This is a genomic window from Caulobacter sp. GW821-FHT11A05, from assembly GCF_058809015.1.
The window spans coordinates 72,909-93,028 of record NZ_JBXASF010000003.1; the positions used below are offsets into that span (position 1 = coordinate 72,909).

The window sequence follows — 20,120 nt, forward strand, 5'->3', positions numbered from 1 at the left end:
CGGTATCGACCGGCTGCCTAGCCCCGGCTGATAGCCAAAGGATGGTCTGGCGTCACCTGTGGGATTTTCCCCCAGTCCGATCTCCCCGACGAAAGTCGGGGTCCAGTGCCCACTGGCCGAAGGGGCCCTGCTCTGAACAGCGCCGGCCCATCTTCTGGTTTGCCAGCTGGGTCCCGACTTTCGTCGGGATGATCGGATTTTGGGGATGAAGCGGGCTAGTCCGCCACCAACCCATGCAGCATGCCGTCGAGCAGCACCTGGCGCAGCTCGTCGTTGTCGGCCCAGTTGAACTTGGGCTTGGTGATGATCAGCGATGCCAGCCCATGGCAGGAGGCCCACAGCACCTGGGCGGCGCTCTTGGCCGAGCCGGTGCGCAGCCGCCCCGACGCGGCGATCTCGCTGACCACGTCGATAAACTTCTCGAAGCACCGGTCGCCCAGTTCGGCGGTGGCCTCCGTCTTCTCCTCGTTCATCAGACCGGTATTGGCGCAGAACACCAGCTGGTAGGTGTTGGGGTTCTCCAGCGCGAAACCCATGTAGGCGTCGAGCATCATCCGCACCCGCACCACCGGGTCGATCGGCCGGGCGGAAATCTCGCTGTTGATCTGCAGCAGGCGGTTGATGGCCCCGTCGCTGATCTCCAGCAGGATCTCGTCCTTGTCCTTGAAGTGCATGTAGAGGGCGGTCGAGGAGACCCCGACCTCATCGGCGATCTTGCGGATCGTCGCGCCCTGGTAGCCCTCGGCCAGGAAGATGCGCTGGGCCGCCTCGAGGATTTCTCCCCGGCGCATGTGCCCGTCGCCCTTGGGCTTGCGGGCGGACCGCTGCGGCTTCTTGAGCGCCGTCGTCATGTGCCTGTTTCCCCTCGCTTCAGTCCCCGAACCGGATACTAAACGGGAATCACTTAACGCGCGCAACATCTTGAGGATACTGGACCTTCCAACCCCCTGCGGCTAATGCCCGCCCATGAGCAACCCGCGCGTCGCCGACGCCCCCATCCTGCTGACCACCAAGGGCTGGGCGGACTATGGCCTGATCGACAGCGGCCACGGCCGCAAGCTGGAACGCTATGGCGCCTTCAAGGTGGTGCGGCCCGAGCCGCAGTGCCTGTGGGCCCCTCGCCTGCCGCAGGAAGAGTGGGAGAAGGCCGACGCCGTCTTCGACCCGACCGACGAGGACGAGAACGGCCGCTGGCAGTTCGCCGGCAAGCCGCCGGTGCTGTTCCCGCTGTCCTGGCGCGAGGCCAAGTTCAACAGCCGCTTCACCAACTTCCGCCACCTGGCCTTCTTCCCGGAGCAGGCAGCCAACTGGGAATGGCTGGACGCGCGCATCCGGAGCTCCAAGCGGCAGCTGACCATCCTCAACCTGTTCGGCTACACGGGCGTCGCCAGCCTGGTCTGCGCGGCAGCCGGGGCCAAGGTGACCCACGTCGACGCCTCCAAGAAGTCGGTGGCCTGGGCCCGCGAGAACGCCATCCTCTCCAAGCTCGACGAGAAGCCGGTGCGCTGGCTGGTCGAGGACGCTCGCAAATATGTGCAGCGGGAGCTGCGGCGCGGGGCGCTTTACGACGGGGTGATCCTCGATCCGCCGAAGTTCGGGCGCGGCCCGACCGGCGAGACCTGGCGACTGTTCGAGGACCTGCCGGAGCTGTCGCAGATGTGCGCGCAGCTGCTCAGCCCGGATGCCTCCTTCATGCTGATGAACGCCTATGCGGCGCGGATTTCCGGGGCCTCGCTGTCGGGCCTGATGGCCGACCAGCTCAAGGGGCGCGGCGGCGTCATCGACTGGGGCGAGCTGGCCCTGGAACAGGAAGACGGCGAGCGGCGGATCGGCCTTTCCTTCTTCGCGAGATGGGCGAAGTGAATTTCAGACAGGTCACCTCCCTGTCCAACGAGACGGTCAAGCACGCCCGGGCGCTGCACATGCGCAAGACCCGGGAGGAGAGCGGCCAGTTCCTCGCCGAGGGCCTGAAGATCATCACCGAGGCGGTCGACCAGGGCGTCGCGCCGCAGGTGCTGCTGTTCGGCAAGGCCGCCGCCAGCCACCCGCTGCTGATCCGCGCCGCCGAGGCGACGCTGGCGGCCGGCGGCGAGGTCATCGAGGTGACGCCGGAGATTCTTGAGAAGATCGCCCGGCGGGACAACGCCCAGCCGGCGCTGGCGATCTTCCAGCAGCGGTTTGTCGAGCTGTCGAGCCTGCGGCCGACCTCGAATGTCTGCTGGGTGGCGCTCGATCGGGTGCGCGATCCGGGGAACCTGGGGACGGTGGTGCGGACCGTGGATGCGGCCGGCGGCGGCGGGGTGATCCTGGTCGGCGACTGCTGCGATCCCTATTCGGTCGAGGGCGTGCGAGCGACCATGGGCTCGATCTTCGCCGTGCCGCTGGCGCGGGCGACGGTGGAAGAGTTCCTGGCCTGGCGCGGCGCCTGGCCGGGGTCGGTGGTCGGGACCTTGCTGACGGCGACGGTCAACCACCACAACGCCGACTATCGGGCGCCGACCCTGATCCTGATGGGCAACGAGGCGCAAGGCTTGCCGCCCGAGCTGGCGGGGGCCTGCGACGTGAACGTCAAGATTCCCATGCGCGGCCGAGCCGACAGCCTGAACCTGTCGGTGGCGACGGGGATCATGATCTACGCGGTGACGGACCGCCTCCTCTGATCCCTTCTCCCGCTTGTCGGAAGAAGGAACCGCGCTTACGTCCCTCGCGGCTTAGCCCGCGTCGTCGCCTGCGCCTTCCACGGCTCCTCCGGCCACACGTGGCGCGGATACCGCCCCTTCATATCCGTCCGCACGTCCTTCCACGACCCTCGCCAGAAGGCCGGCAAATCCCTCGTCACCTGGATCGGCCGATGGGCCGGCGACAGCAAGGCCAGCACCAGGGGGACGCCGCCGACGCTGGGGTGAACCTCGACGCCGTAGAGTTCCTGCACCCGCACCGAGATCGTCGGCCCCGCCTCAGCGGCGTAGTCGATGGCCAGGCGGGAGCCGGTCGGGGCGGTCCAGCGGGCCGGCGCGGCGGCGTCCAGGCGCTTCTGGACGTCCCAGGGAATGAGCGTCCGCAGGGCGTTTTCGAGGTCATTGTCGGTCAGGCTGGCGAGGGTGCGGCGGCCCTCCAGAATCGGGGCCAGCCAGTCGTCGAGGCCGGCGATCAGGGCCGGTTCGGAGAGGTCGGGCCAGGTCGCGTCCTGGGCGTGCAGGAAGCGCACCCGTTCGAGCAGGGAGCCTGCCCCCTCCCCGATCGGCAAGGCCGAGAGACCCTCGCGGCGGACGTGGCCGGCCAGGGCGGCGGCGATCATCGCCTTGTCGGGCTTGTCGACCAGGCGGTCCTCCAGCACCAGGCGGTCGAGACGGACCAGGCGGCGGGCGCGGACCTTGCCGTCCGGCTCGATCTCCAGACGGTCCTCATTGGTCAGGCGCGCGGCGAAGGCGGTCCGCAACAGCTCCGGATCGAGGGGCGCGGCCAGCAGGATGCGGTCGCGGGCCGCGCCGCCGCCGAGTTCGCCGACCGCCAACCAGGGTTCGCGCGCCAGGGCGTCGGTCGGTTCAAGGTGGGCGCCCCGGCCGCTGGCCAGCTGATATTCGCCCCCCTTGCCACGCGCCTTGGCGACCCGCTCGGGGAAGGCCTCGGCCAGCAGCAGGCCAGGGTCGAGCGGCGGCTGGGCCGGCGGACGGCCGGCGGCGCGGGCCCAGCGGTCGGCCAGGGTGCGGGCGTCTCTGGCGCGAGGGGAACGGTCGCGCTCGAACTGTTCGAGGCGGTGGCGCAGGTCGGCGTCACGGCCGCCCAGGCCCCGCTCGGTCAGCAGGGCGGCGATGCGGGCCGCCAACGCTCCCTGCCCGCCGGCCGCGCCGCGGATGACCATGTGGGCCAGGCGCGGCGGCAGGGGCAGGTCCGACAGCAGGCGGCCGTGGGCGGTCAGGCCGCCGGTCTCGTCCAGCGCTTCGAGCCGGGCCAGCAGATTGCGCGCCTCGGCAAACGCCCCGGCCGGCGGCGGGTCGAGGAAGGCCAGGTCGCCCGGATCGCGGGCGCCCCAGCGGGCCAGGTCGAGGGCGAAGCCGGAAAGGTCTGCTTCGAGGATTTCGGGCCGGGCGAAGGGGACCAGGGCCCTGGTCTCCGGCTCCTCCCACAGGCGGTAGCAGACACCCGGTTCGGTGCGGCCGGCCCGGCCCCGGCGCTGGTCGGCGGCGGCCCGGGAGACGCGCACCGTCTCCAGCCGGGTCAGGCCGCTGGCCGGGTCGTAACGGGGCACGCGGGCGAAACCGCTGTCGATGACGACGCGGACGCCCTCGATGGTCAGGCTGGTCTCGGCGATGCTGGTCGCCAGCACCACCTTGCGACGTCCCGCCGGCGCTGGGCTGATGGCGGCGTCCTGCTCACGGGGGTCGAGCGCGCCGAACAGCGGGCAGAGGTCGACGTTGGCCGGCACGCCGGCCTCGGCCAGCCGGTCGCGGGTGCGCAGGATCTCGCCCTGGCCCGGCAGGAAGACCAGCAGGCTGCCGCTTTCCTCCGCCAGCGCCTTGCGCACGGCGCGGACGACCTGGTCCTCCAGCCGGGCGGCCGGGTCGCGACCGAGATATCGGGTGTCGACCGGCCAGGCGCGGCCCTGGCTCTCGATGACCGGCGCCCCGTCCAGCAGCCGGGCCACGGCCGCGCCGTCGAGCGTGGCGGACATGACCAGCAGGCGCAGGTCCTCGCGCAGCAGGCTCTGGCTGTCGCGAGCCAGGGCCAGGCCGAGGTCGGCGTCGAGGCTCCGCTCGTGGAACTCGTCGAACAGCACCGCCGAGACCCCATCGAGGCCCGGGTCGTCCTGGATCATGCGGGTGAAGACGCCCTCGGTGACCACCTCGATGCGGGTCTTCGCCGAGACCTTCGAATCCATCCGCACCCGATAGCCGACCGTCTCCCCCACCCGCTCGCCGAGCGTCGAGGCCATGCGGGCGGCGGCGGCGCGGGCGGCGAGCCGGCGGGGCTCGAGCAGAATCAGTTTGCCGCTCGCCCAGGGTTGATCGAGCAGCGCCAGCGGCGCGCGCGTGGTCTTGCCGGCCCCGGGCGGGGCGACGAGCACGGCGCTGGGCCCGTTAACCAGGGCCGCCTTCAGGGCGGGCAGGATTTCCTCGATCGGCAGCATTGTGCAGTGCGTTTAGTGCCCGAATGCCGCGCCGTCACCGCAAGCCGTTGCGCGAGCCAACTTTACTGCTAACGTCCGCCGCTTGTGACGCCGGCGGGGAGCCGGCCTTAGGGGAGCGAGACGCATGTCCGCAGAGGGCGCCCGACCGGGCAACCGGCTATTTCTGAAGAAGTCCATCGCCAACATTCAGAAGGAAGCGGCCAAAAGTGAGCTGAAACGCTCGCTCGGGCCGATCAACCTGATGAGTCTGGGCGTCGGCGCCATCATCGGCGCCGGTATTTTCGTACTGACCGGCCAGGTGGCTTCGGCCAACGCCGGCCCGGCCATCATGCTGTCCTTCGTGGTCGCCGGCATCGCCTGCGCCCTCGCCGGCCTCTGCTACGCCGAACTGGCCTCGACCATGCCGGTCTCCGGCTCGGCCTACACCTACGCCTACGGCACCATGGGCGAAGTCTTCGCCTGGATCATGGGCTGGCTGCTGCTGTTGGAATACGGCATCGCGGCCTCGACCGTGGCGGTCGGCTGGTCGGGCTATGTGGTCAGCATGCTGCATGATTTCGGGGTCAACTTCCCGTCCATCATGGTTCTCGGCAAGGAAGCCCCGCAGTGGGCGACACCGCTGATCCAGGCCGCGCCCAACGAGGCCGGCAACCTGGTGTTCTCGATGACGGGCACGCTCAACGCGGTCGCCGCCGTCGGCATCCTGATGGTCTGCGCCCTGCTGGTGCTGGGCGTTTCGGAATCGGCAAACGTCAACAACGTCATCGTGCTGATCAAGGTGATCGTGCTGTTCACCTTCATCGCCGTCGGGGTCACCTACATCAACCCCGACAACTGGCACCCCTTCATTCCGGAAGCCACCGGCAAGTCCGGCGAGTACGGCTACGGCGGCATCTTCCGTGGGGCGGCGATCATCTTCTTCGCCTACGTCGGCTTCGAGGCCGTCTCGACCGCCGCGGCCGAGGCCAAGAACCCCAGCAAGGATGTCCCCATCGGCATCCTCGGCGCCCTGGCCATCTGCACCGTGATCTACATGGCGGTCGCCGCCGTGATGACCGGCGTGGTGCCCTACAAGGAGCTGGCCAGCCCGGCCCCGATCGCCGTCGCCATCGACCGCATGGGCCTGGAATGGGCTGACATTCCCCTGGCCACGGCCGAGGGCGGCAAGCTCAACCTGATCGCCTTCCTGATCAAGGTCGGGGCCATCACCGGCCTCTCCTCGGTCATGCTGGTGCTCTGCTACGGCCAGACCCGCATCTTCTACACCATGGCCCGCGACGGCCTGCTGCCGAAGGTGTTCGCCGTCATCCACCCGAAGTTCCGCACCCCCTGGATGGGCACCATCCTGCTGGGCGTGGTCATCGCCGTGGCGGCCTCCTTCCTGCCGATCAGCCTGCTGGGCGACCTCGTCTCCCTGGGCACGGCGGTGGCCTTCTCGATCGTCTGTCTGTCGGTCATCTACCTGCGGGTGAAGCACCCCGACCTGCCGCGGCCGTTCAAGGTTCCGGGCGGCATCGTCACGGCGGTGCTGGGCATTCTCGCCTGCCTGTTCCTGGCCTGGCAGAACTTCAAGCCGATGATCGAACGGGCCATGAACGACGACCCGGTGCCGATGACCATCCTCGGCTGCTACGCCGTGGTCGGCGCCCTGGTCTATGCCCTCTACGGCTTCTGGCACTCCAAGCTGGCCAAGGGGATCGACATCACCGAGGACAGCAGCCTGCCGAGCCCGGCCGAGGCTTTCGCCCACGGCGTGGACGACGTGAAGGACTGATCGGTCCCTCCACAACGACGGAAAGGCCCGGGAGCGATCCCGGGCCTTTTTCGTATGCGGGGTTTCAATCGGCCGTTTGAACACCGATCATAGGGCGAAACCTCTTAGCCAGGAGCGCCCCTTGAGCGTCCCCCCAATCCAGGTGGCCATCGCCCCGGTCACCCCACTGCAGCAGAACTGCACCATCGTCTGGTGCACCAAGACCAAGAAGGCGGCGATCATCGATCCCGGCGGCGAGGTCGACCGGCTGATGAAGGGTCTGGAGACCTACGGCGTCACCCTGGAAAAGGTCCTCATCACCCATGGCCACATGGACCACGCCGGGGCGGCCGCTGCGATCAAGGAACGCACCGGCGTCCCCATCGAAGGCCCCCACCCCGACGACCAGTTCTGGATCGACCGCATCGAGGCCAGCGGCAAGCAGTACGGCATCCCCGACGCCAAGGTCTTCACCCCCGACCGCTGGCTGTACGACGGCGATGTGGTGACCTTGGGCGAGACGCAGTTCGAAGTCATCCACTGCCCCGGCCACACGCCGGGCCACGTGGTCTTCTTCCACCGCGAGGCGCGGTTCGCGCAGGTGGGCGACGTGCTGTTCAAGGGCTCGATCGGTCGCACCGATTTTCCGCGCGGCAACTACAACGACCTGATCGAGGCCATCGCGACCAAGCTGTGGCCGCTAGGCGAGGACGTCAGCTTCGTGCCCGGCCACGGGCCGATGAGCACCTTCGGCTTCGAGCGCAAGACCAACCCCTACGTCTCGGACCTGGCCCTGGCGTCGAACCGGGCCGAGCCGACCAGCGACCTGGCCGAACGCTTCAGCTAGCCGCCGCGATTGGCCCGCAGGGTCGCCTGCTCGGCGGCGTCCAGCTTGCCGTCGCCATTGGCGTCCGCCTGGTTGAAGCGGAAGTTCGTCGCCTTGACGAACTCCTCCTTCGACACCTTGCCGTCCTTGTTGAGGTCGGCGGGCGCCAGGATGTTCTTGCCGCCCATCATCTTGGCGATCCTGGCCTGTTCGTCGGCGCCGATGACCCCGTCCTTGTTGGCGTCCATGCGGGCAAACCCCCGGTCCGAGGCGGCCAGGTGCTCCGCCCGGCTGACGACGCCGTCGCCGTTGGTGTCCGGGTTGGGCCGCTGGGCGGCGGCGGCCGTCGCGCTGAGGGCCAGCAGAAGGGAGGCGACGGCGAGGCGGCGGATCATGTAGTCACTCACAAAGGTTTCTTCGGGCCGGCCTCTTTGAACGGCCCGCGGATTGCACCCGTATGTCGGCCCTGCAATCGTGTCGAGACAAGGGCCGGCCAGAATGCCGGGATGGAGCAGACCATGACCCTCGAGGCGCAGAACCCGTCTGAAGCGCCCGCCCGCATCCTGATGGTCGACGACGACCCGGGAATTCGTGATGTCGTGTCCGAATTCCTCGGCCAGCACGGCTATCAGGTGGACACCGCCGGCGACGCGCGCGGCATGGAACAGGCCCTGGCCAAGGGGCCGGTCGACCTGATCGTGCTCGACGTCATGATGCCGGGCGAGGACGGCCTCTCCATCTGCCGCCGCCTGACCGCCCAGCCCGGCGGGCCGGCCATCATCATGCTGTCGGCCATGGGCGAGGACACCGACCGCATCGTCGGCCTGGAGCTCGGCGCCGACGACTACCTGCCCAAGCCCTGCAATCCCCGCGAGCTGCTGGCCCGCATCCGCGCCGTGCTGCGCCGCCGGGCCGAGCCGCAGCCGAGCCTGGAGGACGGCCTGTCCGCCACCTGCCACTTCGCGGGCTGGAAGCTGGACCTGGTTCGTCGTGAACTGCGCTCGCCCGAAGGCGTGGTGGTCAACCTGTCGAGCGGCGAGTTCTCCCTGCTGCGCGCCTTCGTCGAGCGACCACAGCGCATCCTGACCCGCGACCAGCTGCTGGACATGGCCCGCGGCCGCGACTCCGACGCCTATGACCGCGCCATCGACGTGCAGATCAGCCGGCTGCGCAAGAAGCTGGACGACGGCTCCGGCGGCGGCGAGCTGATCCGCACGATCCGCAGCGAAGGCTATATGTTTGTGCCCAAGGTCACCCGCAGCTGATGCAGTCCCGCATACGCAGCGCGCCGCTGTTCGCTCAGGTGATGGCGCTGGCGCTCATCAGCCTGATCGCCGTGCCGGCGATCAGCGCCGCCATGCTGCTGGCCCTGCCGCCGCCGCAGCCGGAGGTCTATCGCCTCAGCGAGCTGGCCCATGCCCTGCGCCAACAGGGCGTGGTCGAGATCAGCGACGGCCGCCCGCTGGTGGTCAAGCTGAAGACCGAGGCGCCCGAGGAGTCCTTCCGCCGCTCGCGCTGGCGCGAGGACTTCCGGCGCATCCTGGCCCACGACCTGGGCGTGCCGACCGACCGCATCCGCATCGAGACGGTCGGGCCGGTGCGGGTGCTGCTGCGCACCGAACACCGGGTCGAGACCCGCATTTTCCGCATCGGTCCGCCGGGCGGCGAACCGCCGCCGCACGGGGGCCGGCCGCCCGGCGGTCCCGGCGCCCATGAGTTCCGGCCCGACGAGCGGGTCATCTTCGCCCCCTTCAAGGTCGGCGTTCGCCAACCCGACGGCCATTGGCTGGTGGTCAAGCCTAAGCCGACCTTCCGCTGGGACGCCTGGCAGACCCGGCTGATCTTCACCTTCCTGCTGTCGATCCTGATCATCGCCCCGCTGGCCTGGCTGCTGGCCCGGCGCCTGGCCGCCCCGATCGCCGCCTTCGCCGCCGCCGCCGACCGCCTGGGCCGCGACCCCCGCGCCGCGCCGCTGGAGATGCGCGGCTCGACCGAGATTCTCGCCGCCGCCACCGCCTTCAACCAGATGCAGGAGCGCCTGCGCCGTTACGTCGACGACCGCACGGCCATGGTCGGGGCCATCGCCCACGACCTGCGTACGCCGCTGACCCGACTGAAGTTCCGCATCGAGGCGGCGCCCGAGGACCTGAAAGCCAAGCTGGCCGCCGACATCGACCAGATGGAGGCGATGATCGCCGCCACCATGGGCTTCGTCTCCGACGCCACCCGGCCGCGCGAGCGGACCAGGCTGGAACTGGCCTCCCTGGTCGAGAGCATCGTCGACGAGATGGCCGAGACCGGCGCCGCCGCCACCGTCGACACCACCGAGAAGCTGGTTGTCGAGGGCGATCCCATCGCCCTGCGCCGGCTGGTCGCCAACCTGGTCGAGAACGCCCTGAAATACGGCGGCGCGGCCAGGGCCCGCGTCTACGCCAGTGGAGGCGACGCCGTGATCGAGGTCGACGACGACGGCCCAGGCATTCCCGACCATGAGCGCGAGCGGGTCTTCGAACCCTTCTTCCGCGGCGAGCCCTCCCGCAACCGCGAGACCGGCGGCATTGGCCTGGGCCTGGCCGTGGTCCGCTCGGTGGCCCGCGCCCACGGCGGCGACGCCGAGCTGGTCAACCGCGAGGGCGGTGGCCTGACCGCCCGGGTGCGCCTGCCGCTGTAGAGAAACACCGCCGCAACCGGCGCGCCTTATCCCGGCCACGCGCCGCCTCCAGACAGGTCCCCGGACCGGAGACCCCGATGATCGTACGCTTGGCCCTTCTCGCCGCCCTGCTGGCCGCTCCGGCTCCCCTCTCACTGGCATGGGCGCAGCCGCCGCCGGGTCCGCTGCCAGAGGGCGCCCCTCCGCCCGAAGGCGGGCCGGCCGGCCAGGAGCCGCCGCGCCGCCAGCAGCTGTTCATCAGCCCGGCCGGCGAGCCCTTCCGGACCCCGCGCGGCCAGCCCTATCCGGTCGCCGCCTGGTTCGCCCAGGCCGACGCCAACCACGACGGCGCGATCAGCGCTGAGGAGTTCACCGCCGACGCCCTGGCCTTCCACGCCCGCCTCGACGCCGACCACGACGGCCTGGTCGATGGCTTTGAGATCGCCGACTACGAAAAGAACGTCGCCCCGGAAATCCTCAGCCCGCTCGACCGGGGCGAAGAGGGCCCCAGAGCCGTCATGTACAACGAAGGCGAGACCAAGTTCATGGGCGGCCCAAGGCGCGTCGACAACGGCCCCTACGGCCGCACCCGCAACGGCGCCGGCCTCTACGGCCTGATCAACGAGGTCGAGCCGGTGGCGGCCCAGGACACCGACCTCGATCGCCGCTTCAACACCAAGGAGGTGCGCATCGCCGCCAAGGATCGCTTCTCCATCCTCGACAAGGATGGCGACGGCAAGCTGACCCTGGCCACCCTGCCCAAGACCCCGTTCCAGACCATCCTCGAGGCGCCGCCGCCCAAGGATGGCGGCAAGCGCGGCAGGCCGCCGCGCCAGCGGTGACCGATCTTGCCAGCGCCCCGGCGGAGGGGCACATCCGCCTCTTCTAAGTTGGAAAGGTCAGTCATGAAGCTTCGCCTGGTCCTCGCGCTCAGCCTGATCGCCCTGCCGGCCCCCCTCTCGCTGGCATGGGCTCAGCCCAGGCCCGACCTGCAGATCTTCATCAGCCCGGCCGGCGAGCCGTTCCGCCAGCCGCTGGACCAGCCCTACCCCGTCGCCGACTGGTTCAAACAGGCCGACGCCAACGCCGACGGCGCCCTCACCCGAGATGAACTGGTGGCCGATTCCCTGGCCTTCTTCGACAAGCTGGACGCCAACAAGGACGGGACCGTCGACGGCTTTGAGAACGGCGACTACGAGACCAAGGTCGCCCCCGAGATCATGTCGCGCGCGGCCATGGGCGTGGCCAAGCCCAACGAGGGCGCCCGCCCGCTGGGGGGACGGCGCCGGCCCAACCTGCCGCCCAACGACCTGGCCCAGTCCAACGGCGTCAAGCAGACCTACGACCAGGGTCGCGCCGGGGCCGGCCTCTATGGCCTGGTCAACGAGATCCAGCCGGTCATGGGCCAGGACGGCGACTTCAACCGGCGCATCTCGAAGGTCGAGGCGACCGCCGCCGCCAAGGACCGTTTCGCCATCCTCGACAAGGACAAGGACGGCAGGCTGACCCTCGAAACCCTGCCCAAGACGCCTTTGCAACGGGCGCTCGAAGACGCGCGTTGATTGCAGGCGAAAGCCGCCGCCTGCAAAACAGTGAAATGCGCCTGCAAACTGGCGCCGGTACCTGACGTGGCCTGCAGACGAGTCACGTGAGTCCCATGAGCCTGAACACCGCCCCGCGTAAGACGTCGAAATTTCCCTGGGTCCCCGTGGCCTGGGCCGTCGGCGCCGCCGTGGTGCTGGGCGGGGGCGGCTACATGCTGTTCAAGCCCAAGGCCGACAAGGACCCCTACCGCACCGAACAGGTGACGCGCGGCGACGTCACCAAGTCGGTCTCGGCCTCCGGCTCGCTGCAGGCGCTGGTCACCGTCCAGGTCGGCTCGCAGATTTCCGGCCAGATCACCAAGGTGCTGGTCGACTTCAACGACACGGTGAAGGCCGGCCAGATCATGGCCGTGCTCGACCCGCAGACCTATGTCAGCCGCGCCCAGCAGGGCCAGGCCCAGGTGGCCTCCAGCCAGGCCAACGTCGCCCAGCTGCAGGCGCAAGCCGACGTCGCCCGCGCCAACTACAACCGCACCAAGACCCTGTTCGACAAGGGCATCACCGCCAAGGCCGCCCTCGACGCCGATCTGGCCACCTGGAAGGCGGCTCAGGCCAGCGTCGCCGCCGCCAAGGCCAACGTCACCTCGGCCCGCGCCTCGCTCAGCGCCAACGAGGTCGATCTGGGCCGCACCAACATCATCGCCCCGATCAGCGGCGTGGTCACCGACCGCCAGATCGAGCCCGGCCAGACGGTCGCCGCCAGCCTGTCGGCCCCGGTCCTGTTCCAGATCGCCCAGGATCTGAACCGCCTGGAGGTCAAGATCAGCGTCGACGAGGCCGACATCGGCAGCGTCCGCGAAGGCCAGCGGGTCAAGTTCACCGTCGACGCCTTCCCGGACGATAACTTCACCGGCGTCGTCACCCAGGTGCGCAAGCAGCCGGAAACCAGCAACAACGTCGTCGCCTACACGGTGATCGCCGAGGCCGACAATCCGGGCGGCAAGCTGCTGCCGGGCATGACTGCCAACGCCGACATCGTGCTGGAAGAGCGCCGGAACGTCCTGCGTGTGCCGGCCGCCGCCCTGCGCTGGAGCCCGCCCGACACTTCGGCCAGCAGCCAGCGCACCACCATGGGCGGCCCGCCCGGCATGGGCGGTCCTCCCGGCGGCGGCGGTGGCGGCCAGCGCCAGCAAGGCGGTGGACGCCAGGGCGGCGGCGGCAACCGCATGGCCCGCATCGCCGAGCAGCTCGACCTCGACGCCGGCCAGAAGACCAAGGCCGACGCCATCTTCGCCGAGGCCCGCACCAAGGCGGCCGCCGCCGAGGGCCCCGAACGGCGCAAGATCATGGACGAGGCCTTCGCCAAGCTGGATCCCATCCTCAAGCCGGACCAGAAGACCAAGCTGGTCGCCCTGCGCGCCCGCATGGGCCAGGGCGGACGCGGCGGCGGCCAAGGCGGCATGACCAGCGGCGTGGTCTGGATCCTCAAGGACGACAAGCCGACCCCCGTGCCGGTCATGGTCGGGGCCACCGACGGCAGCTTCACCGAAGTCGTCGACCGCTCGGGGACCATCAAGGAAGGCGCAACCGTCATCACCGGCGGCGGCCCCAAGGCCAAGGTCAAGGCGCGCAATCCGATGACCGGCGGCGGCGGCGTCCGGGTTCGGGGGCTCTAGTGATCCAGTTCGAAGGTCTGACCAAGACCTACGTCATGGGCGAGGAGACCGTCCACGCCCTGGCCGGCGTCTCCCTGACCATCGACCGGGGCGAGAGCGTCGCCATCATCGGTCCTTCGGGGTCGGGGAAGTCGTCGCTGATGAACATCCTCGGCGGCCTCGACCGGCCCTCGGCCGGCCGCTACCTGTTCGAGGGCGATGATGTCGGCGCCTTCGACGACAACGCCCTGGCCGCCTTCCGCAACGAACGGATCGGCTTCGTCTTCCAGTCCTTCCAGCTCTTGCCGCGCCTGACCGCCCTGCAGAACGTCGAGCTGCCGATGATCTACGCCGGCATAGAGCCGCGCGAGCGCCGCGACCGCGCCGCCGCCCTGCTCGACAAGGTCGGCCTGGGCGCGCGCATGGGTCACCGTCCGACCCAGATGTCCGGCGGCCAGCAGCAGCGGGTGGCCATCGCCCGCAGCCTGGCCAACCAGCCCGATCTGCTGCTGGCCGACGAGCCGACCGGGGCGCTGGACACCCAGACCGGCCAGGACGTGCTGACTCTCTTCAAGGAGCTCAACGCCGAGGGCCTGACCCTGGTCATCGTCACCCACGACCTGGACGTCGCCGCCGAGACCCGCCGGCGGGTGGCCTTCCGGGACGGCCATATCGTCAGCGACGACCACGGCGCCCCAGCTCCCGGCGGGGCCGCGTCATGATGAAGCCCATCGAGCTCGCCCGCTTCGCCACCGGGGCCATCGTCGCCCACCCGATGCGCAGCGCCCTCACCTCCCTGGGCGTGGTCATCGGCGTCGCCGCCGTGGTGATGATGACCTCCATCGGCCTGGGCGCGCAGCACATGGTGACCAGCGCCATCGGCGGCCTGGGCTCCAACATGCTGATCGTCAGCCCTGGCGCCGCGCGCGGCGTCGGCGGCGGCTTCGTCAGCCAGGGGGCCGGCACCGGCGTCTCCCTGACCGACGAGGACGCCGAGGCCATCAAGGCCCAGGTCGAGAACGTCGCCGCCGTCGCCCCGGCCGTGCGCGGCGGGGCCCAGCTGACCGCCGAGGGCGCCAACTGGAACACCCGCGTCGAGGGCGTCACCCCCGACTACCTGACCGCCCGCGACCTCACCATCGCCTCGGGCCGCATGTTCGACGACCGCGAGGCCCGCCAGGGCAAGAAGGTGGTCGTCATCGGCGAGACCATCGTCAAGGAGCTATTCGGCGACAGCGACCCGATCGGCAAGCGCCTGCGGGTCGGCACCGTGCCGTTTGAGATCGTCGGCGTGCTGGCCTCCAAGGGCCAAAGCGGTTTCGGCCAGGACCAGGACGACATCGTGCTCGGGCCGCTGCAGGCGGTGCGCTCGCGCATCGTCGGGCGGCGGGTGCGCGGCGACAACGTCCAGACCATCTATGTGAAGGCCGCCACCGCCGACGACCTCGACACCGTGCAGGAGGATGTGACCAACCTGCTGCGCGAACGCCACCGCATCCGCCAGGGGGCCGACGACGACTTCAGCGTCCAGAACATGGCCTCGATCATGGAGGCCATGAGCGCCTCGACCAAGACCTTCACCGGCCTTCTGGCGGCGGTGGCGGCGGTGTCGCTGCTGGTCGGCGGCATCGGCATCATGAACATCATGCTGGTGGCCGTGACCGAACGGACGCGGGAGATCGGCCTGCGGATGGCGGTCGGGGCGCGGCGGGCCTGGGTGCTCTACCAGTTCGCCCTGGAGGCGGTGGTGCTCAGCTTCGCCGGCGGCGTCATCGGGCTGCTGATCGGCCTCGGCGGCGCCTTGCTGATGTCCACCCTGGCCGGCTGGCCCATGGCCATCGCCAGCTGGGCGGCGCCGACGGCGCTGGGGTTCTCGATGCTGGTCGGACTGGTGTTCGGGGCCTACCCCGCCTGGCGCGCGGCGCAGCTGGACCCGATCGAGGCGTTGCGCAGAGAGTAATCCTTCTCCCGCTTGTCGGGAGAAGGTGGCCCCCGAAGGGGGTCGGATGAGGGCAGCGCCAGCGTCAGCCGATCCGCCCCCTCAACCTTCAAAAGCCGGCGCCGCCCTCATCCGTCGGCCTCGGCCTGTCCTCGGGTCGGCCTTTGGCCGAACCCGGGGGCCGCCACCTTCTCCCGACGAGCGGGAGAAGGAACGGTGGGTGTCACACCAACCCCGCAATGATGTTGATCCCCAGCGCCAGGATCGCCGTGTTGTAGAAATACGCCGCCGCCGCGTGCGCCGTGATCAGGTTCCGTAGCCGCGTGGTGTTCACCGTCATGTCCGACACCTGGAACGTCGCCCCGATACAGAACGACAGGTAGACGAAGTCCAGGTAGCTCTTCGGCGGATCGCCCGAGAAGCCGAACACTTCCTTCTTGGCCCCGCCGAAATGCCGGTGCGCATAGTGGATGACGAACACCGTCTGCAGCACCAGCCAGCTGCTGACCAGGGTCAGGCCGGCCAGCCCCGCCACCAGGCTCTTTTCGAACGTCGTGCCCGATTTGCTCTCGATCATCGCCATGACAATGCCGGCCAGGCTGGCCAGCACGGCGGCCAGGATGACCACCAGGATCACCGGCGTCTTCTCGTCTTCCAGCGCCGCCCGGGCCTTCACCCGCGCCTCGTCGGCGGTGAGGAACAGTCGCCAGGTCAGTCCCAGGAACACCACCGCCCCGCTGACCCAGGCGGTCAGCAACGGCGTCGCCCCCGGCCAGGCGATGCGGGACGCCGCCAGCCAACCGGCGATCCCGCCAACCACCCCCGCCCCAAGCCGCCAGTGCCGGGTTATGCCACTCGCGTCCATGTCGCCTCTCCTGCGCCGGCTGGAAGTCTAGGACCAATCGACGGTCACAGCAGGCGCTTTGTGAGTTCGCCTCTGGGCTCCCTTCTCCCCTTGTGGGAGAAGGGACCTCTCACGGCGGCTGACCCAATCTTGGACGCCCGCTCCGACGGTCGATAGCTCGAACCCTGAACGGAGAGGAGCCCCGGGCCACCCCCTTTTTTGGGCTTTTGGCAAAACGCCGGTCCCCTCAAAACAGGCACAGTCAGCCGGGGAGTGGGCGGATGCGTATCTGGATTTGTGTTCTGACGGCCGCCGCGATGCTGATCGCCGCGCCAGCCATGGCGGCGTCGAAACAGCCTTCCGCCTACGACGGAGTGCGCGACGGCTTCCTCTACAACGGCAAGCAGAACATGCCGTTCAAGCTGCACGGCGTCGCCAACGACTGGCACCGCGCCTGCCTGCAGGGCAAGGTCCCCATGTGCCTGAAGATGGCCGACGTCTTCGAGAAGGGGGCCGGCGACATGGCCCCCGACATGCGGGTGGCCATCGCCTACCTCCTGAAGTCCTGCGAGCTCGGCTCCGGCCCCGCCTGCGCCCGCGCCGCCGCCGTGCTGCGCGAGGGCAGCGCCAACTTCACCAACACCGACCTGGCCCAACAGGTCGCGGAGCGCGGCTGCAATGTGCTGAAGGACCAGTCCGCCTGCGCCGCCTCGGCCAGCGGAACCAAAGACCCGACCCGGAAGGCCGAGTTGATCGAGACCGCCTGCGCTTCGGGCGCCGACGACGGCTGCCGCCAGAAGGCCAACCGGCTGTTCTACGAGGTCGCCGACGCCGCCTTGCGAAGCCAGGCGCTGACGATGTACGACCAGGCCTGCAAGGCCAAACGCGCCTGGGGCTGCCTGGGCGTCGCCGACGCCTATGGCCAGGGGATCGGCGTCGCCAAGGACCCGGCCCGCGCCAACGACGCCGCCCGCATCGGCTGCACCCAGGCCCAGGGCGACCGCCTGCGGCTCTGCACCCTGCACGGCATGACCCTGGCCCGGGCGACCAACGACAAGGCCAGCCTCAACAAGGGCGAGCTGTTCCTCGACACCAGCTGCAAGGGCGGCGACGCGATCGCCTGCAACCGCATCGGCATGATCGGCCTCAACCAGCTGCCGAACGCCACCACCACCCTGGAGGAAGGCCTCTACTACCTGCGCCGGGGCTGCGACTTCGACTTCGGCGAGGCCTGCGCCAACCTCGCCTGGGCCTACGTCGGCGGCATGAACGTCAATACCGACAACGCCGTCGCCCTGGCCCTGTTCGACAAGGCCTGCCGCCTGAAGGACGCCGGCGGCTGCACCGAGGCCCGCAAGCTCAGCGGCGAGCGCGGAAGCATCCCCTCCATCGATCCCTCCTGGACCGTCGAGAAACAGCTGCGCCTGGCCAAGGCGGCGGCCGAGGGCGGCGACAAGATGACCGGCGTCGGCGCCGTCGTCCGCCTGATGCAGGAGGGCAACGAGGACGCCGCCTGGCTGCTCGGCGGCTGGCTCTACTATGGCCTGCCGGGGGTGTTCGACACCTCGCGCCGGGCCGACGGCCTGATCCTGTTCGAGAACGCCGCCCGGGTCGGCCATGTCGAGGCCGCCATCTACATGGGCATGGCCTACTGGTACGGCGACGGCGTCGGCGAGGATCGCGCCAAGGGCGAGCGCTACATGCTGATCGCCGCCAACCGGGGCAGCCAGATGGCCGGGGCCATCTACCGCTCGATGAAGGCCGAGCCGATCCGCCAGGAGAACGCCCGCCGCCAGAAGGAATACGAGGAATGGGCCGCCGCCCGCCAGAACGACTGGTCCTCCAGCTGGGCCAGCTGGACCCCGAGCAGCTCGGCCTACTCGCCCAGCCCGCCGGCCTGGAGCGGCCCCAGCGTCTCCTCGATCATCGACAATTCCAACTGGAACCAGCGGATCAACTACCTGTCTGGGTCGACGACCGCCTGCCCGTCATCCAACCCCTACTGCTAGGAGTCTTCCCATGCGTATCGTCCTGCCGGCCACTGTCGCGGCCCTGAGCCTGGCCGCACTGGCCTCGTCGGCCTCGGCCCAGACCCAGTACAATTTCACCCCCAGCGAGCGGAACGGCGTCTGCTACGTCGAATTCCCCGGCCCCAACCTGCCGGGCGAGGACAAGCCCTTCTCCATCGAGTTCAGCTACCGGGTCCGCGACGGCAACCTCGGCGCGACGATCAAGGTCAACGGTTGGGACAAGGCCCAGAAGGCCGATCCCGAGAAGAAGATCCCGATGACCCTGGTGTTCGACACCGGCACGTCGGCGCCCTCGCGCTCTGGCGGCTACGAGAGCGGCTTCAACGACACCGCCTGGGCCGGCTTTGGCCCGGAGCCTTCCGTGCCGGTCTTCGCCCTGATGGAAAAGGCCAAGACCGTGAAGGTGAAGTTCGACGGCATGACCCTCGGCCCCGTCGACCTGCAGATGAAGGGCCTGGCCCACACCTCGCTCAGCATGTGCGCCGACCGGGTGCGGGCGGGCGGCTAGGCCCCCGCCGCCAAGCCTGCCGGCGTTTCCGGCGGGTTGATCAATATGTCTAGACATATTCATCGGAGGAAATGGGGACACATTGAATTGCCGCCGCTCCGGCGCGACCGCCCGCTCCGGCGGCGCGTGGCAATTCAATGTGTCCCCTCTGCGTAGACCCGTCCGCCTCACCGATCCGTCAACATTTCCGGCCCCAGCGCCTACGCCCTGTCAACGCCGGCGCCAACGTCCACAGCGCCCGCATCACCTGAAATGTCACGTCAGATCAGGGACTTGCCGCAAGCCAGCTCTTTCACGGCCCGCAACGCGGTATAATCGTTGACCGCTTCGATAGGCCTAGTACGGCCGGTCGCCGATGATGGTCGCCCGCTCCATCCTGCGCACCGCCGGCCAGTAGTCGCTGGCCGCATAGTGCTGGCTGGCGCGGTTGTCCCAGAAGGCGATGGAGTGCTGCTCCCAGCGGAAGCGGCACTGGTATTCCGGGATCGCCGCCTGGGCGTAGAGGTGGGCCAGCATGCGGGCGCTGTCGTCCTCGTCCCAGCCGACAATGTGCTGGGTGAAGGCGGCGTTGACATAGATGCAGCGGCGGCCGGTCTCCGGATGGGTGCGCACCACCGGATGCTCGACCATCGGGTACTGGGTGTTGAAGGCCTCGATCTGCTCCTCGGTCATGCCGCGCTTGCGCATGCGGGTGCGGAAGTGGGCGAAGTCGTGGATGGCGACGGCGTGGTCGATCCGCTCCTTCACCTCGTCGCTCAGGCCGTCGTAGGCGGCGTACATGTCGGCGAACAGGGTGTCGCCGCCGACCGGCGGGACCTCGATCGCCCGCAGCACCGAGCCCAGCGACGGCTCCAGTCGCCAGGTGACGTCGCTGTGCCAAGTGTTCTCGCGGCCCTTGTTCTCACGGTTGTGGGTGATGGCGAGGATTTCGGGGTAGCCCGGCTTATGCGGCGCGAAGGGATGCACCTCCAGTTCGCCGAAGTTGCGGCTGAAGGCCAGGTGCTGGTCGGTGTCGATGTCCTGGTCCCGGAAGAACAGCACCTTCCAGTCGAGCAGGGCCTGGCGGATGGCGGCCACCTGCCCGGCCGGCAGCGGATGGCGCAGGTCCACCCCGCCCACCTCCGCCCCGATGGTCGGGGTCAGCGGCGTCAGGGTCAGGCTGTCGAGGGTGAGGCAGCGAACCAGTTCGGTCATGGAATCCTCCGCGCCGGCTCCGTCGCCGGATCGGGCAGTATGTTACCTT

The 20,120-nt window shown here is 69.4% G+C and carries 18 protein-coding genes; 13 read left to right on the forward strand and 5 right to left on the reverse strand.

From position 1 onward, the window contains the following. Positions 1 to 215 precede the first annotated feature (215 nt). Complete coding sequence (locus AC1RSK_RS06380; protein WP_492906595.1) at positions 216 to 851, reverse strand: TetR/AcrR family transcriptional regulator; 636 nt, start codon at positions 849 to 851, stop codon at positions 216 to 218. Between the two features lie 115 nt (positions 852 to 966). Between AC1RSK_RS06380 and AC1RSK_RS06385 the strand changes: the two genes are divergently transcribed. Both AC1RSK_RS06385 and AC1RSK_RS06390 read left to right on the forward strand, forming a co-directional pair. Beyond that, the gene (locus AC1RSK_RS06385) at positions 967 to 1,863 is read left to right on the forward strand and encodes a class I SAM-dependent methyltransferase (protein ID WP_492906597.1); all 897 of its coding nucleotides are present in this window, start codon (positions 967 to 969) and stop codon (positions 1,861 to 1,863) included. After that, entirely contained in the window at positions 1,860 to 2,660 is an 801-nt protein-coding gene (locus AC1RSK_RS06390; RefSeq protein WP_492906599.1) for a TrmH family RNA methyltransferase, read from the forward strand. Before AC1RSK_RS06385 ends, AC1RSK_RS06390 begins: the two co-directional genes overlap by 4 nt. 35 nt (positions 2,661 to 2,695) lie before the next feature. Here AC1RSK_RS06390 and hrpB read toward each other — a convergent pair whose 3' ends face one another. Beyond that, positions 2,696 to 5,128, reverse strand: a complete 2,433-nt coding sequence (gene hrpB, locus AC1RSK_RS06395; protein ID WP_492906601.1) for an ATP-dependent helicase HrpB — start codon at positions 5,126 to 5,128, stop codon at positions 2,696 to 2,698. 124 nt (positions 5,129 to 5,252) lie between these two features. Between hrpB and AC1RSK_RS06400 the strand changes: the two genes are divergently transcribed. Both AC1RSK_RS06400 and AC1RSK_RS06405 read left to right on the forward strand, forming a co-directional pair. Next, positions 5,253 to 6,902: an amino acid permease gene (locus AC1RSK_RS06400; protein WP_492906603.1), complete on the forward strand. Its 1,650-nt coding sequence runs from the start codon at positions 5,253 to 5,255 to the stop codon at positions 6,900 to 6,902. Positions 6,903 to 7,023: 121 nt separating this feature from the next. Continuing rightward, a complete protein-coding gene (locus AC1RSK_RS06405; RefSeq protein ID WP_492906605.1) occupies positions 7,024 to 7,728 on the forward strand; it encodes an MBL fold metallo-hydrolase in 705 nt (234 codons plus the stop codon). Here AC1RSK_RS06405 and AC1RSK_RS06410 read toward each other — a convergent pair. Then, a complete protein-coding gene (locus tag AC1RSK_RS06410; RefSeq protein WP_492906607.1) occupies positions 7,725 to 8,102 on the reverse strand; it encodes an EF-hand domain-containing protein in 378 nt (125 codons plus the stop codon). The genes AC1RSK_RS06405 and AC1RSK_RS06410 overlap by 4 nt on opposite strands. Before the next feature lie 123 nt (positions 8,103 to 8,225). Between AC1RSK_RS06410 and AC1RSK_RS06415 the strand changes: the two genes are divergently transcribed. The 7 genes from AC1RSK_RS06415 to AC1RSK_RS06445 all read left to right on the forward strand — a co-directional run bounded on the left by AC1RSK_RS06415 (position 8,226) and on the right by AC1RSK_RS06445 (position 15,516). Continuing rightward, positions 8,226 to 8,972, forward strand: a complete 747-nt coding sequence (locus AC1RSK_RS06415; protein ID WP_492906609.1) for a response regulator — start codon at positions 8,226 to 8,228, stop codon at positions 8,970 to 8,972. After that, on the forward strand, positions 8,972 to 10,378 hold the full coding sequence (locus AC1RSK_RS06420) for an ATP-binding protein (RefSeq protein WP_492906611.1): 1,407 nt from the start codon (positions 8,972 to 8,974) through the stop codon (positions 10,376 to 10,378). Before AC1RSK_RS06415 ends, AC1RSK_RS06420 begins: the two co-directional genes overlap by 1 nt. 77 nt (positions 10,379 to 10,455) lie before the next feature. After that, positions 10,456 to 11,199 carry an EF-hand domain-containing protein gene (locus AC1RSK_RS06425; RefSeq protein WP_492906613.1) on the forward strand — a complete coding sequence of 248 codons (744 nt, stop codon included), beginning with the start codon at positions 10,456 to 10,458 and terminating at the stop codon, positions 11,197 to 11,199. Between the two features lie 63 nt (positions 11,200 to 11,262). Continuing rightward, positions 11,263 to 11,919, forward strand: coding sequence for a hypothetical protein (locus AC1RSK_RS06430; RefSeq protein WP_492906615.1), 657 nt, complete (start codon positions 11,263 to 11,265; stop codon positions 11,917 to 11,919). 95 nt (positions 11,920 to 12,014) lie between these two features. Continuing rightward, complete coding sequence (locus AC1RSK_RS06435) at positions 12,015 to 13,577, forward strand: efflux RND transporter periplasmic adaptor subunit (protein WP_492906617.1); 1,563 nt, start codon at positions 12,015 to 12,017, stop codon at positions 13,575 to 13,577. Further along, on the forward strand, positions 13,577 to 14,278 hold the full coding sequence (locus AC1RSK_RS06440) for an ABC transporter ATP-binding protein (protein WP_492906618.1): 702 nt from the start codon (positions 13,577 to 13,579) through the stop codon (positions 14,276 to 14,278). Before AC1RSK_RS06435 ends, AC1RSK_RS06440 begins: the two co-directional genes overlap by 1 nt. Beyond that, the gene (locus AC1RSK_RS06445; RefSeq protein ID WP_492906620.1) at positions 14,275 to 15,516 is read left to right on the forward strand and encodes an ABC transporter permease; all 1,242 of its coding nucleotides are present in this window, start codon (positions 14,275 to 14,277) and stop codon (positions 15,514 to 15,516) included. Before AC1RSK_RS06440 ends, AC1RSK_RS06445 begins: the two co-directional genes overlap by 4 nt. Positions 15,517 to 15,718: 202 nt before the next feature. On the opposite strand, the gene AC1RSK_RS06450 is transcribed toward AC1RSK_RS06445, so the two are convergent. After that, the gene (locus AC1RSK_RS06450; protein WP_492906622.1) at positions 15,719 to 16,360 is read right to left on the reverse strand and encodes a DUF1345 domain-containing protein; all 642 of its coding nucleotides are present in this window, start codon (positions 16,358 to 16,360) and stop codon (positions 15,719 to 15,721) included. A gap of 260 nt (positions 16,361 to 16,620) precedes the next feature. On the opposite strand from AC1RSK_RS06450, the gene AC1RSK_RS06455 reads away from it, so the two are divergent. After that, complete coding sequence (locus AC1RSK_RS06455) at positions 16,621 to 18,348, forward strand: tetratricopeptide repeat protein (protein WP_492906623.1); 1,728 nt, start codon at positions 16,621 to 16,623, stop codon at positions 18,346 to 18,348. A 10-nt stretch (positions 18,349 to 18,358) separates the two neighbouring features. Next, entirely contained in the window at positions 18,359 to 18,877 is a 519-nt protein-coding gene (locus tag AC1RSK_RS06460) for a hypothetical protein (RefSeq protein ID WP_492906625.1), read from the forward strand. Positions 18,878 to 19,213: 336 nt separating this feature from the next. Here AC1RSK_RS06460 and AC1RSK_RS06465 read toward each other — a convergent pair whose 3' ends face one another. Further along, complete coding sequence (locus AC1RSK_RS06465; RefSeq protein WP_492906627.1) at positions 19,214 to 20,071, reverse strand: TauD/TfdA dioxygenase family protein; 858 nt, start codon at positions 20,069 to 20,071, stop codon at positions 19,214 to 19,216. Positions 20,072 to 20,120: the final 49 nt, after the last annotated feature.